This is a genomic window from Chryseobacterium sp. YIM B08800 (assembly GCF_026163565.1).
Lineage (GTDB): Bacteria > Bacteroidota > Bacteroidia > Flavobacteriales > Weeksellaceae > Chryseobacterium.
In genome coordinates, this window is the sequence record NZ_JAPDKN010000028.1 from 14047 (window position 1) to 28286 (window position 14240).

The 14240-nt window shown below is 33.5% G+C and carries 14 protein-coding genes; all 14 read left to right on the plus strand.

The window, feature by feature from the left end; all coding sequences use genetic code 11:
- The first annotated feature begins 9 nt into the window (after nt 1-9).
- On the plus strand, nt 10-258 hold the full coding sequence (locus tag OEW74_RS11760) for a hypothetical protein (RefSeq protein WP_265428674.1): 249 nt from the start codon (nt 10-12) through the stop codon (nt 256-258).
- A complete protein-coding gene (locus OEW74_RS11765) occupies nt 246-482 on the plus strand; it encodes a hypothetical protein (RefSeq protein WP_265428675.1) in 237 nt (78 codons plus the stop codon). The genes OEW74_RS11760 and OEW74_RS11765 overlap by 13 nt, the downstream gene beginning before the upstream one ends.
- Nucleotides 483-607: 125 nt before the next feature.
- Entirely contained in the window at nt 608-1693 is a 1086-nt protein-coding gene (locus tag OEW74_RS11770) for a glycosyltransferase (RefSeq protein WP_265428676.1), read from the plus strand.
- Between the two features lie 24 nt (nt 1694-1717).
- Nucleotides 1718-2362, plus strand: coding sequence for a hypothetical protein (locus OEW74_RS11775; RefSeq protein ID WP_265428677.1), 645 nt, complete (start codon nt 1718-1720; stop codon nt 2360-2362).
- Nucleotides 2363-2421: 59 nt separating this feature from the next.
- Nucleotides 2422-2772 (plus strand): hypothetical protein, encoded by a 351-nt coding sequence (locus OEW74_RS11780; RefSeq protein ID WP_265428678.1) that lies wholly within the window; start codon nt 2422-2424, stop codon nt 2770-2772.
- A 49-nt stretch (nt 2773-2821) separates the two neighbouring features.
- A complete protein-coding gene (locus tag OEW74_RS11785; RefSeq protein ID WP_265428679.1) occupies nt 2822-3379 on the plus strand; it encodes a zinc-ribbon domain containing protein in 558 nt (185 codons plus the stop codon).
- Nucleotides 3380-3517: 138 nt separating this feature from the next.
- Nucleotides 3518-4921, plus strand: coding sequence for a dihydrolipoyl dehydrogenase (gene lpdA, locus OEW74_RS11790; RefSeq protein ID WP_074229207.1), 1404 nt, complete (start codon nt 3518-3520; stop codon nt 4919-4921).
- Between the two features lie 202 nt (nt 4922-5123).
- Nucleotides 5124-5999 carry a DUF4476 domain-containing protein gene (locus tag OEW74_RS11795; RefSeq protein WP_265428680.1) on the plus strand — a complete coding sequence of 292 codons (876 nt, stop codon included), beginning with the start codon at nt 5124-5126 and terminating at the stop codon, nt 5997-5999.
- A 9-nt stretch (nt 6000-6008) separates the two neighbouring features.
- Nucleotides 6009-6491 carry a hypothetical protein gene (locus OEW74_RS11800; protein ID WP_265428681.1) on the plus strand — a complete coding sequence of 161 codons (483 nt, stop codon included), beginning with the start codon at nt 6009-6011 and terminating at the stop codon, nt 6489-6491.
- A gap of 290 nt (nt 6492-6781) precedes the next feature.
- Entirely contained in the window at nt 6782-7606 is an 825-nt protein-coding gene (locus tag OEW74_RS11805) for a S1 RNA-binding domain-containing protein (RefSeq protein ID WP_265428682.1), read from the plus strand.
- Between the two features lie 250 nt (nt 7607-7856).
- Nucleotides 7857-8450 carry a TetR/AcrR family transcriptional regulator gene (locus tag OEW74_RS11810; protein WP_265428683.1) on the plus strand — a complete coding sequence of 198 codons (594 nt, stop codon included), beginning with the start codon at nt 7857-7859 and terminating at the stop codon, nt 8448-8450.
- An 89-nt stretch (nt 8451-8539) separates the two neighbouring features.
- Nucleotides 8540-9892 carry a TolC family protein gene (locus tag OEW74_RS11815; protein WP_265428684.1) on the plus strand — a complete coding sequence of 451 codons (1353 nt, stop codon included), beginning with the start codon at nt 8540-8542 and terminating at the stop codon, nt 9890-9892.
- Nucleotides 9893-9896: 4 nt separating this feature from the next.
- A complete protein-coding gene (locus OEW74_RS11820; protein ID WP_265428685.1) occupies nt 9897-10958 on the plus strand; it encodes an efflux RND transporter periplasmic adaptor subunit in 1062 nt (353 codons plus the stop codon).
- A 6-nt stretch (nt 10959-10964) separates the two neighbouring features.
- The gene (locus tag OEW74_RS11825) at nt 10965-14153 is read left to right on the plus strand and encodes an efflux RND transporter permease subunit (RefSeq protein ID WP_265428686.1); all 3189 of its coding nucleotides are present in this window, start codon (nt 10965-10967) and stop codon (nt 14151-14153) included.
- Nucleotides 14154-14240: the final 87 nt, after the last annotated feature.

Sequence of the window (14240 nt, forward strand, 5' to 3'; positions counted from 1 at the left end):
AAATTAAAAATGGAAAATCCGATATTAGAAGCAAAAAAAGAACTCATTCAATGGATAAAAGAAATGGATGAGCTTGAAGATATTGCAGAATTGCTTGAGATTAAGAATAGAAAAACTTCCGTAAGTAAAGTTGCAGAATCTCAAGCTGAATATGTTGTGAAGGATGATTTTGATGAACGATTTGCAAAAGGAATTCCACATGATGAAATGAGGAGAAGAACATTTGAATTTATTGAAAGTTTGCCTTGGAAACAGTAATTGTTTATAAGGATAGGTTTGAAAATGAAATTGACAAATTACTTGAAGTTTTATTTGTAAATGAATATTTTGGCTTTGAGGATTCTGCCTTGAATTATGTAGAGAAAATTTATGATTTTATAAAGAATAATATTTCCAAACCTATCAGCAAAAATTCACCATTAGCTTATCAGAAATTTGGTAAAAAGTTTATAAAATACAAAGCAAACAACAATACCTATTGATATATATTTTTTGATCAGAAAGAGCATAGGTTTTTAATAAATCATATTATAAATAATCATTCTCAGGATTTTCCAGACCTATTGTGAGACTAAATTCCTTTGAAAAATATTTTAAAAATCTTAGGATGAATAAGAAAATTTCTGTCATGTTTATTCTGCCGGATCTTGAAACCGGAGGTGCAGAAAGAATCGTTACCACCATTGCAAATCATCTTTCCAGAGATCGTTTTGAGCCTATGATTTTGCTTTTACGAAAACAAGGCGGTTACTTAAATTTTCTAAAAAAAGATGTAGAAATTATCGACATAGATACCGAAAGAATCAGACATTCTTTAAAGCCTATTCTTTCACAAATTTACCGTAGAAAACCTGATATTGTTTTTTCAGGATTTGGTGAAGTAAATGCATATTTGTCTGTATTTATCAAGCTTTTCCCGAAAATTAAATTTATTGCAAGAGAAACCAATGTCGTTTCAGAGCATGTTACACGAAAAGAAATAAAATTTTTCTATAATTTTTACAACAATTATCAACAGATTATTGCGCAAAGCGATGATATGATGAATGATTTGGTGAGTAATTTTAATATTAAAAAAAATAAAATCACCAAAATTAATAATCCTGTAGATTTTGAATTTATCAATGAAAAACTTCTGATTTCTACAAAACCTGAAAGTTTTAAATACAATTATAAAAATGTAGTTGCCATCGGCAATTTGTCTGCAAGAAAAGGGTTTGATAATCTGTTGAAAGTTTTTTCAAGACTGAAAAATGAAAAAATTATCCTTCATATTCTAGGAGATGGCAGAGATCGGGAGATTCTTCATCAAATGAAAGATTTTTTAGGTTTAAAACAGGTTATTTTTCATGGAAGACAGGAGAATCCGTATCAGTTTTTGAAATTTGCAGATCTTTTTATTCTTTCTTCACGTTATGAAGGTTTTCCGAATGTTTTGTTGGAAGCCGGAGCTTGCGGAACATATTCTTTGGCAAATAATTGCAGAGGTGGAATCAACGAAATTATTCAGCATAATACCAACGGCGAAATTGCAGATATTGAAAATCACGAAGACTTTTCACAAAAAATTATGCAGATTTTGCATCAGTCATATGATCAGGATGCAATAAAAAATTCTATAAAATCTAGATTTTCCAAAGAAATTATTTTAGATAGATATGAAAAAATTTTATTGGATTTAATAAAAAAATAGGTTCTATAATTTCAAAAATCTTAAATGCGAAAACTTTTTTCTTTAATATTTCTACTGCTCCTATTTTCCTGTAAAAAACAGGAAGCTATAGTAATTAAAGAAAATAAAGATACGATCGAATACGAATCCACAGACTGGCAGGAAGGTTTTGGTCTAACTTATTCAATTGATCTTGATTCCGTTTGGGGGAAACCTATGAGATATTACATTACAAATAAAAACTGTGATCCTGTTGCAAGAGATTTTTATTTGGGAGTTTACAGACCCAAAGACGAACCTAAAACGGAAAGACTATTAAATTTAGTTACAACGGATAATGATTCTTTAAGACCTTTTTATCGATGGATTTTAGATAAGACGATACTTATTCAGGATGGAGCTTTAGGAGAATACACCGGACTACCTGCAAGAAAATATGCGGAAAAATATCCAAAAGAATTTTTTGACTACATGGATTTTGATGAATCTGGAAAAAAGTATTCTGATTGGTGTAATTCTATTTTGTACAGTGGTTTTAATGATTTTGAAAATTCGGATAATACAGAAGAAATTAAACAAAGTTTTATTAAAACAATGACCCAAAATTGTAATAATTGTAATGCAAATTTTGAAAAAAGAATAGTGAAATTTGCTGATGATTGTTTTTCAAATGGGAATATTGCTAAATAAAAGCTTTTATATTTCCTTAAATTTACAATTCAATTTTATTTAAAATCAATATTTCATTCATGAAAAAACTTCCGAAACTGGGGTGTGCCTGCGAAAAACACGACTTAATTGAATCCGAATATAGAACCTCAATAGTAGGAACAGATGTTACTCATGGCAAAAATGCTGAAGTAAGTATTATTCAATGCAGACTTTGCCAAAGAATCTGGCTTAAATATTTCGTAGAATCAGAAAAATCTCCCGAATTAAGCAGATGGTACAAAGGAATTATCGCCAAAAAAGAAGTTGCAGAAATGAAACCAGAAAACGCAGTAGAATATCTGGAAAACCTTCCATGGTACATTTGCGGCGGTTCTTATTTTGGAAATAAAGAAGTTTTTGGAGAGGGGAAATTGAATACGGATTTATAGATTCTAAAATTAAACGGCATATTCTTTTCTAAACATATTAATTGCAGTGATGAAACATGAAAAAAATAAATCTACTAAATGTAAATGCTGTGGTCTTGTAAAAGATAAACATGATGTTTCAATTTGTCTATCAGTTTTAAAAAAGATAGATTTTCTAAAAGATTCTGATCAAAAACACGATCTATATGAATCGTTAATTGATAATAATTTTGAGTGGGCTTGTGATCAATGTATAAATGATAAAAGAGCTTTAATCGCAAATCCTTCACAGCAAAACCATTCTTATTATTTTTATTTTGTGTACTATGATTCTAATATAAACTGTAAAAAATGTAAGAAGGAATTTACTTTTACTAAAGAAGAAAAGAAATTTTGGTATGAAAGTTTAAAATTTCGTAAAGAATCTACTCCTATTCACTGTTTAAGTTGTAGGAAGGAAATAAGGAAAGAGAAATTACAAAACAAAAGACTTTCAGAGATCTTAAAAAAAGATTCTAAGGATATGACAATTGAAGAGTTATATGAACTTGTTCAAATTTATGATGAGTGGGAGATAAAGGATAAATTTAATTTTTATAATAAAATTCTTAAAGCAAAACAAAATTAAAAATGTTTTAAACTTCCATCCTCTAACATCCATCACCCCGCAACAAAAAACTTGACAAAACTCACTTTGTGGCGTGGTAATTAATCAGTAAATTTGTAAGAATTAATCATTTCAGATAATAATAAATAAAAATATAAAATGAGTCAATTTGATGTTACCGTAATCGGTTCCGGTCCTGGAGGTTATGTAGCTGCAATTCGCGCTGCACAATTAGGTTTCAAAGTAGCAATTATCGAGAAATATTCAACTTTGGGCGGAACATGCCTTAATGTTGGATGTATTCCTTCAAAAGCGCTTTTAGACAGCTCTGAGCATTTTGAAAATGCTAAACACAATTTCGAAAACCACGGAATTATCATTAACGAGCCAAAAGCTGATATCGCAAGAATGATTGCGAGAAAAAACGAAGTGGTAGAGCAGACTACAAAAGGTATCAACTTCTTGATGGACAAAAACAAGATCACTGTTTTTGAAGGTCTTGGAAGCTTTGAATCTGCTACTCAAATTAAAGTGACTAAAAACGACGGTTCTTCAGAAACCATCGATTCTAAATATACAATCATTGCAACAGGTTCTAAACCTTCATCTTTGCCTTTCATTACTTTAGATAAAGAAAGAGTGATTACTTCTACGGAAGCTTTAAATTTAAAAGAAATTCCTAAGCATTTAGTAGTAATCGGAGGTGGTGTAATTGGTCTTGAATTAGGTTCTGTTTACTTAAGATTAGGAGCTCAGGTTACTGTGGTTGAGTTTATGGACAAAATCATTCCTACAATGGATGGAGCTTTAAGCAAAGAATTGACTAAAGTTCTTAAAAAACAAGGAATGAAATTCATGCTTTCTACAGCGGTTTCTGCGGTTGAAAGAAACGGAGATTCTGTGAAAATTACTGCAAAAGATAAAAAAGGAGAGGAAGTTACTGTTGAAGGAGATTACTGTTTGGTTTCTGTAGGAAGAAGACCTTTCACAGACGGACTTGGATTGGAAAAAGCAGGTGTTGAGCTTGATGAAAGAGGAAGAGTAAAAACAAACGATCATTTACAGACAAACGTTGCCAATATTTATGCAATCGGTGATGTAATTAAAGGGGCGATGTTGGCTCACAAAGCTGAAGAAGAAGGAGTTTTTGTTGCTGAAACTTTGGCTGGACAAAAACCTCACATCAATTATAACTTAATTCCTGGAGTGGTTTACACTTGGCCGGAAGTTGCCGGAGTTGGTAAAACTGAAGAGCAATTGAAGGAAGAAGGTGTGGCTTATAAAATCGGAACTTTCCCAATGAGAGCTTTAGGTAGAAGCCGTGCAAGTGGTGATATCGACGGTTTGGTAAAAATTATTGCTGACGAGAAAACGGATGAGGTTCTTGGTTTCCACATGATTGGAGCGAGAGCTGCAGATTTGGTTGCTGAAGGAGTAATTGCAATGGAATTCCGTGCAAGTGCAGAAGATATTGCAAGAAGTTCTCACGCTCACCCAACTTATGCTGAAGCTGTAAAAGAAGCTGCTTTGGATGCTACAGGAAAAAGAGCACTTCACATGTAAGAGTTAAGTAAAAAGTAAAAAGAGCCAAGTTTTGGCGAAAATATAAAAGAGAAGTTTCGGCTTCTCTTTTTTTGTTTGAATTTCCCTTGGATTCGATATTTTGAACAAGGTTAAACCAAATGATTTTAAATTTTATTTTAATTGAAATTGCCTGTTTTTGGCATGAAAATAGAGAGCGAATTCACTATAAAATGAAATCATTATGAAAAAAATATTTACAGTTTGTACAATCTTATCCGGGCTATTGTTTTTTGCGCAGGAAGCAGGAAAAGCAGGTGAGCTTTTAAAAAACGAAGTATCGAAGCGAGAAATTGGAACAACAACCAGCAAAAGGCAAGATTCACAAAATAGAAATTCAGATAATTCTTCAGGATTCAGAAATTCAAATAATCAGAATAACACAAACAGAAGACCTGCAAATCCCAATTATCAATGGAATAATAATTATGGATATGCAGAAGTTTTTCTGAGAATTCCGGAGCAGGGAAATTTTAGTGTGGAATTGGCAGATCAGTTGATCTCAAACAACTCAGGTAAATATAGATTCTTTGATCTTCCATCGGGAAGAATTCCTATTTCAATTTACGAAAACGGATTTCTGATGTACAGAACGACTTTGAATGTTAGAAATAACAGCAGATTGGTTCTCGATTTTTTCACGAATGAAGGTTTGTATCTTTTAGATTCTTATCCGCTTCAAAATGGCTATTACGGGTTTAATAACTGGAATGATATCTGGAATAATCCTTACGGGAATTCAGGAAACATTGGCAACATAAATTATCCTAATGTAATGGATAATCAGACTTTCCAGCAATTTTTCAGTACGATGAAAAAAGATGCATGGTTTGATGATAAAAAAATCACATTTATTAATCAGCAAGGTCGTCACGCTATGTTTACATCGGAGCAAATAAGTGTTCTGGTAAAAGATCTGAGTTTTGATAAAAATAAAATTGCTTTGGCAAAATCTTTATTCTCGAAATGTGTTGACAAACAGAAATATTTTGTTGTTGGAGATGCATTAGATTTTGAAAGTAGCAGAAGAGATTTGATGGATTTTGTATCTAATTATTAAGATATTTCAATGAAAAAATTGATTCCGTTTTTGCTCATTGTTTTATCAGAATTGATTTCTGGTCAGAATATTGAGCCTGTAAGAAAAGCTGTTCAAAAAATTAATCAAACAAAAGGTTTTAAGATTAAAACAGTTCCATATTCCTATTTTATGGATAGATCTGAGGTAACGGATAATGGAATTGAATTGAAAGGGTTTTATAAAAATGGTGTGCTTAAAAAAATGGAGCATTTTGTTGGTTTATCAGCCTGGAACATTGTAACCGAATATTTTTTTTCCGAGAATCATCAATTGGTTTTTGTGCATTCTACAAAATATCAAACGGTTGACGAAAACGGATATTTAGAAAAACCTCAAAAGTTGTCTGAATTGAGATGTTATTATGAAAATGATAAACTGATAAAATCTGTCGGAACATTTAATACTGATGAAAAAACAGATTATCTGAAAGAATCCCAAAATCTTATCAATGATTTGAAAACATACAGATAAAGAGACTGAAAAGTTTTAATACGGCGTGTTGTTTTAACCGCAAAAGCAACAAAAGACTTTATGGTAATTTAAGTTGTTCAAAAGCTGACAAAAATAAATGAACATTTACATTTTGTGAACTTTTGTAATTCTTTTTTTCCAATCATATCTTTTGTTGCTTTTGCGGTAAAAATCTATACAATACTTTTTTCATAAAGATAAAACTCATTAATTCTAAAACTCTCCGACTCAAAAACACTTAAAACTCTCCAACATATTTTCCTTACCTTTGCAGACTAAATTTATCATTAATGCAAATCGGAAAAACCCAGACCTTAAAAATTTCAGAAAAAAATAACTCTGGATGGATGCTTGAATCAGAGACAGGCGAAAGTGCTTTTATGTCTAAAGTTTTCATTCGTGATGAAAAAGAAATTGGTGATGAGATTGAAGTTTTTGTGTATCAGGATGATAATAAACTGAAAGCTACGACTGAAATTCCTTTGGCTGAAGTAGGAGAGTTTGCAGTAATGACTTGTGTGCAAAGTCTTCCAACCGGTGCATTTATGGATTGGGGAATCATTAAAGATGTTTTCATTCCTTACAAACAGCAGAAAACAAAGATCATTGAAGGTAAAAGATATCTTGTGTATTTATATGTTGACAATGATTTGAAATTAATTACCGGAACTACAAAATTCAAAAGAAATCCACAGTACGAAAATCTTCCTTTCAAACAAGGAGACAAAGTAGATTTGCTGATGATGAATGAAAGTGAACTGGGCTGGAATGTAGTAATCAACAAAAAGTATATCGGATTAATCTACACTTCGGATGTTTATAAAAAACTATATCCGCTTTCTGAAGAAGAAGGATATATCAAGGACATTCGTGAGGATGGAAAAATTGATGTTTCGCTGCAGCCTGTAGGTTTTGAGAATATCGATGAATTCAAACAAAAGATTCTTAATAAATTAGAAGAAAATTTTGGATTACTTCACCTTTCAGACAAATCTTCACCAGAAGAAATCAAAGATGAATTGCAAATGAGTAAAAAGAACTTCAAAAAAGCTTTAGGCGGATTGTATAAAGATAAGATCGTAGATATTTTAGAAGATAAAATTAAGTTAGTTTAAACAAAACTAATTGACCAACATAAAAAAACGAGCAGAAATTTCTGCTCGTTTTTTTATGTTTTTAACTTCATGAAAATCCTTTATAAACCATTCTATAAGAAGTATTTTGCTTTAAAGAAGTATAAATGTTTAAGTCATTAACGAGTGTTATACAATTAAAAATATGACGCAAATCATATTAATAATTTTGTTTAACAATTTTGTCAAAACAAATGATTGACATATATTTGCACAAAATTGTTTAACAAAAATGTCAAAACAAGAGAAAAAAGATCAAACCCAGGAATTAATCAAGCAGACTGCAAAGAATTTATTCTTTGTGCAGGGTAAGTTTGATGCCACAACACAGGAAATAGCAGATGAAGCAGGTGTAAATAGAACACTTATCAACTATTATTTCAGATCCAGAGATAATCTTATCCAGATTATTTTTGATGATGCACAGAAAGTAGAAAAAGAAAAATCGGAAATTATTATGAATTCTGATCTTCCTTTTAAAGAAAAAATATCGCAGTTTATTGAAGGAAGTCTCTCTACAAGTCTTCAGTATCCTTATTTAGAAACCTACATCGTTTCGCAGATCAATAAAGGAAACTGTCGCAAAAAAGATATTGAAACCGAAGATTTAGAAAAACTTTACAAGGACATTGAAGCAGAAATGGAATTAGGCAACATCGAGAAGATGAAACCGGTACATTTTATTCTGAATATGATTGCCTTACTCATTTTCCCCAGTGCAATCCGACCATTATTTATGGAGAATATGAATGTAACTGATAAAGAGTTTGATAAAATTATTTCAGAAAGAAAAGAAATCATTCTTAACATGCTTTTTAAAAATTAATTAAAAACTGTTAAAGTAATTTAAGAATTAAATCGTCCTTTAGGAATAAAGATTTGAACAAAATAAAAAAATAAACGAAGTATAAAATTATGAACAGAAAACGTATAACTGCTAAAAGGCTCAAAATTGGTGTAGCTGCAGCATTTATGATGTTGGCCTCTTCATCAGCTTATGCGCAACAGCAGATTTCTCTGCAGGAAGCTATTAAACAGGCGTTGCAAAATAAAGCTGAAGCTAAAAAAGCGGCTTTACAGATTAAAAAAGCAGAGTACAAAATCAATGAGGCGAGATCCGGAGCTTTACCTCAGATCGGAGCTACTGCAGGGGTAACTTACAACCCCGTAATTCAAGAGTCATTGCTTGAATTTGGAGGCGAAAGAATTCGTGCACAATTGGGGCAGGCTTGGCAATCACAAGCTGTCGTTACTCTTAACCAGACTATTTTCGATCAGAGAGTTTTTACAGGTCTTAAAGCAGCAAAATCTACCAGAGAATTTTATGTTTTAAATGCTCAGTTGACCAATGAACAGATTATTGAAAATGTAGCAACAGCTTATTACCAGGTTTTTGTACAAGAAGAAAATCTTAAAACTTTAAATGTAAGTTACACCAATACCGAAAAAGTAAGAAATGTAATTAAAAGTTTGGTAGATAATGGTTTAGCAAAAGGAATTGATCTAGACCGTACCAATGTTCAGTTAACCAATATCAGCTCAAGCAGACAGCAATTGGTAAACGCAGTAGAACTTTCAAAAAATTCTTTGAAGTTTTATATGGGAGTTCCTATTGATACCGACATTGAGCTTGAAGAAAAAACAATTGAACCCCAACCTCAGCTTTTAGCAGATGCTGTAAATCTTGAAGGTCGTTCTGAGCTTAAAGTTCTTCAAAAAAACAGAGAGCTTTTGGTATATAACAAGAAAGCTACTGAAGCTTATCTTTATCCTACTGTTGGATTGCAGGCAAACTACGGTTGGTCCGGAATGGGTAAAAAATTCCCTTTAACAAATGGATTGAATAACGGAGTTCTTTGGAGCGATTATTCTGCGATTGGTTTAAATATAAACATTCCGATTTTTACGGGTGGCTCTACAAAATCAAAAATTCAGCAGGCTGAAATTGATATCTTAGATCTTGATCAGGATATTCAGAATACGCAGCTTCAGCTAAGTCTTGAATATAAAAATGCAGTAACCAATATTGAAAATTCATTGATCAATATTGAAAGCATGAAAAACAACGTTACACTTGCCGAAAAAGTACAGAAAGACACCCAATCAAATTATCAGTACGGTTTAGCAACATTAACTGAAGTTTTAGATTCTGAAAATGCATTAACAGACGCGAAACAGAATTATACCACAGCATTATTGGATTACAAACAGGCTGAAATTAAATTAATAAAAGCTAAAGGCGAGCTTAATACTTTACAAAACCCATAAGAACATGAAAAAAACTTTAATATATATCATCGTAGCCGCTGTACTTGTTGGTTTGGCAGCTTGGAAAATTGCAGATAACAAAAAGAAACAGGAAACTGAAGTAAAAGAAGTTGCAAAACAGGTTGACAAGATCAACGTGAATGTAATTACTGCTTCAAGAGAAAATATAAATACCGACTATAGCGCAAACGGAACTTTCCTTCCTAAGCAGGAAATGCAGCAGTCTTCTGAAATTTCAGGACGTATTGTGAGCGTTTTGGTAAAAGAAGGTTCAAAAGTTGGAGCTGGACAGACTTTAGCAACGATTAAAAGAGATGCAATCGAAGTTGATGTTACTCAGGCTCAAAACAATTTGCAAAACGCAATTATTGACAATCAACGTTACGAAAATGCGTATAAAACTGGTGGTGTTACAAAACAACAGCTTGATAACTCAAGATTACAGTTGAAAAATATGCAGGCTGCAGTAAGAGCTCAAGGAGTTAAAATCAACGATACAAGCATCAGAGCGGGAATCAGCGGTACAATCAATAAGAAAATGGTTGAACCGGGAACTGTGGTTTCTCCAGGAACAGCTTTATTCGAAATTGTAAATATCAATTCATTGAAACTTTCAGTTTTGGTTGACGAAAGCCAAATCGGAAGAATTCAGTTGGGTCAGGAAGTTCCAATTAATGTAAATGTTTTACCAAACGATTCTTTCAGCGGAAGAATTACATTTATTGCTCCTAAAAGTGATGCTTCTTTAAATTTCCCGGTTGAAATTGAAGTTCAAAACAGAGGAAACTTAAAAGCGGGTATGTATGCTACAGCGACTTTCAAAACCAATAATGGTGCTGAAACTCAAAATATGTTGACTGTTCCTGCAGAAGCTTTCGTAAACGGAGTAAGTTCAGGACAATTATTTATTGTAAGCAACGGAACTGCTAAATTAATTAAAGTTCAGACCGGTAAAGTTTACGGTGACAAAGTTCAGATCCTAAGCGGATTGAATGGTGGTGAACAAGTAATTACCAGTGGACAAATTAACCTTGATAACGGTTCAAAAATCAATATCGTAAAGTAACAGCAGATGAAGTTAGCAGAAATATCCATTAAAAGGCCGTCCCTCGTTATCGTATTGTTTACGATCCTTACGTTGGGAGGTTTATTAAGCTACTCCATGATGGGGTACGAGTTGATTCCGAAGTTTGAAACCAATATGGTAACGATTTCTACGGTTTATCCGGGAGCTTCGCCTTCTGAGGTGGAAACTTCGGTGACCAGAAAAATTGAAGACGCCGTAGGTTCTTTGGAAAACGTAAAAAAGGTAGAATCTTCATCTTACGAAAGTTTATCAGTAATTATGGTTCAGTTGAACACGGGTGCTGATGTAAACTATGCTTTGAATGATGCACAGAGAAAGGTAAACGCTATTTTGGCAGACCTTCCTGAAGATGCAGATCCGCCTTCACTTCAAAAATTCTCATTAGATGATTTACCGATCATGACAATGAGTATTACCAGTGATAAGCTGAATAATAAAGAATTATACGATCTTTTAGATAAGAAAATTGAGCCTATTTTTTCCCGTGTAAACGGAGTTGCTCAGGTTGATCTTGTTGGTGGACAAGAGAGAGAAATTCAGGTAAATTTAGATGAAAAGAAATTGCAGGGTTATGGTCTTTCTATTGGAGACGTACAACAGGCAATTCTTTCTTCCAACTTAGATTTCCCAACGGGAGCTTTGAAAACAAGAACTTCAAGATCTACCATCAGACTTTCCGGAAAGTACAGAGATGTAACTGAAATGAATAACCTTGTAGTTTCTAATAAAGATGGAGCACAGGTTCGTCTTTCAGATATTGCTACGGTTTTTGATACTCAGAAAGATGTTGAAAAAGTGGCAAGATTCAACCAGAATCCTACGATTTTACTTCAGGTTAAAAAACAATCTGATGCCAATGCAGTAGCGGTTTCAGAATTAGTTCAGAAAACTATTGCTCAAGTTCAGGATAATTACAAAACTCAAGCAATCAAAGTAACGATTGTAGATGATACTACAGACTTTACACTTGATGCAGCCGATCACGTAATTTTCGATTTATTCTTAGCGATTATTCTTGTAGCGATTGTAATGCTATTGTTCCTTCACAACATCAGAAACGCATTTATCGTAATGGTTTCTATTCCGATGTCTTTGATTGCTACAGTAATCGGAATGTATTTGATGGGATATACGCTAAACTTGATGAGTTTACTTGGACTTTCATTGGTTGTGGGTATTCTTGTGGATGATGCGATTGTGGTTTTGGAAAACGTTTACCGTCACATGGAGATGGGGAAAAGCAGAATTCGTGCAGCGTACGATGGTGCTTCAGAAATTGGATTTACTGTAACGGCAATTACCTTGGTAATCGTGGTGGTATTCTTACCGATTGCGATGAGTTCAGGATTGGTATCTGATATCTTAACACAGTTCTGTGTAACGGTAGTTATCGCGACATTATTATCATTATTGGCTTCATTTACCATCATTCCTTGGTTATCTTCAAGATATGGTAAATTGGTTCATTTGACAGGTAAAAATCCTTTCGAAAAATTCATCCTTTGGTTTGAAAAACAATTGGAGAAATTTACACACTGGATTACAGGAATTTTAGAATGGGCTTTAAAAACAACTTTAAGAAGAATCATGACGGTGGTTGTCACTTTCATTATTTTGATTGCTTCGTTTATGTTGGTAGCATTCGGATTTATCGGTGGTGAATTCTTCCCTAAAATGGATAGAGGACAATTCCTTGTTCAGATGGAATTACCAAAAGATGCTTCTGTAGAAAAAACCAATCAAATAACTCTTGAGGTTGAAAAATATCTTAGAGCAGATAAAGATGTTGTAGATATGATCACAACAGTTGGTCAGCAATCATCAGGTTTCGGTGGAGCGCAGGCAACTTTGTATCAGTCAGAAATTCAGGTAATCTTAGTGGATAAATCTGAACGTAATGAAAGTACGGATATTAAATCTGCTAAAATTAAAAGAGCCTTAGAAGAAAAATTCACAGGAGTTGAGTTTAAAACAGCACCAATCGGATTAATGGGAGCAGACAATGCACCAATCGAAATGGTAGTAACAGCTCAAGATAACGAAACGGCAAATAAAGAAGCTAACAGAATTCTAGAATTACTTAAGAAAGTTCCTGGTTCTGTAGATGCTGAATTATCAACTGACTCAGGAAACCCGGAAGTTCAGGTGAATATCGACAGAGATAAAATGGCTTCTTTAGGCTTAAATCTTTCAAGTGTAGGACAAACAATGCAGACCGCATTCAGTGGAAATACAGACGGAAAATTCAGAGCCGGAGAATACGAATATGATATCAACATCCGTTTTGGAGATGCCAACAGACAATCTATTGAAGATGTAAGAAACTTGATGTTTACAAATCCTCAAGGTGAACAGATCAGACTGAGTCAGTTTGCAGAAGTGAAAATGGGTTCAGGACCAAGTTTACTAGAACGTAGAGATAAAGCACCTTCTGTAAAGGTAAAATCTAAAGTTGTAGGTCGTCCTGTAGGAGATGTTGCCAACGAATGGGCAGCGAAGTTTATGGACAACGAAAAAACAAAACCTGCAGGTGTTACTTACATTTGGAGTGGTGACATGGAAAACCAGACTGAAGGTTTCGGTACTTTAGGAATTGCTCTATTAGCGGCTATTGTATTGGTATATCTTGTAATGGTTTCGTTATATGACTCGTTTGTATATCCGTTTGTGGTATTGTTTTCAATTCCTTTGGCATTGATCGGGGTAATGGTAATTTTGGCCATCACCGGAAATTCATTAAATATCTTTACGATGTTAGGGATGATTATGTTGATTGGTTTGGTAGCGAAAAACGCGATTATGATTGTCGATTTTGCCAATATGAGAAAAGCGGCTGGAGCAACAACTCATGACGCTTTGATTCAGGCAAACCACGCCCGTCTTCGTCCGATCTTGATGACAACTATTGCGATGATCTTCGGTATGATCCCGATTGCGATTGCAAAAGGAGCAGGAGCGGAGATGAACAATGGATTAGCTTGGGTAATCATTGGTGGTTTGACTTCATCATTATTCCTTACTTTGATTATTGTACCGGTAGTATATTCACTATTCGACTCAATTTTAAGAAGAATGGGTAAACATGAAAAGCCAGACTACGAAGCTGAAATGAAAGCCGATTACGAACATAGAGAACTAAGTGAAGACGGATTTACTCCGAAACACGTAGACTAATATAACAATCTTTAATTAACCTAAAAGCGTATCAATTTATTGATGCGCTTTTTTTGTCATTGCGATGAGCAAAGTGAAGAAGCAATC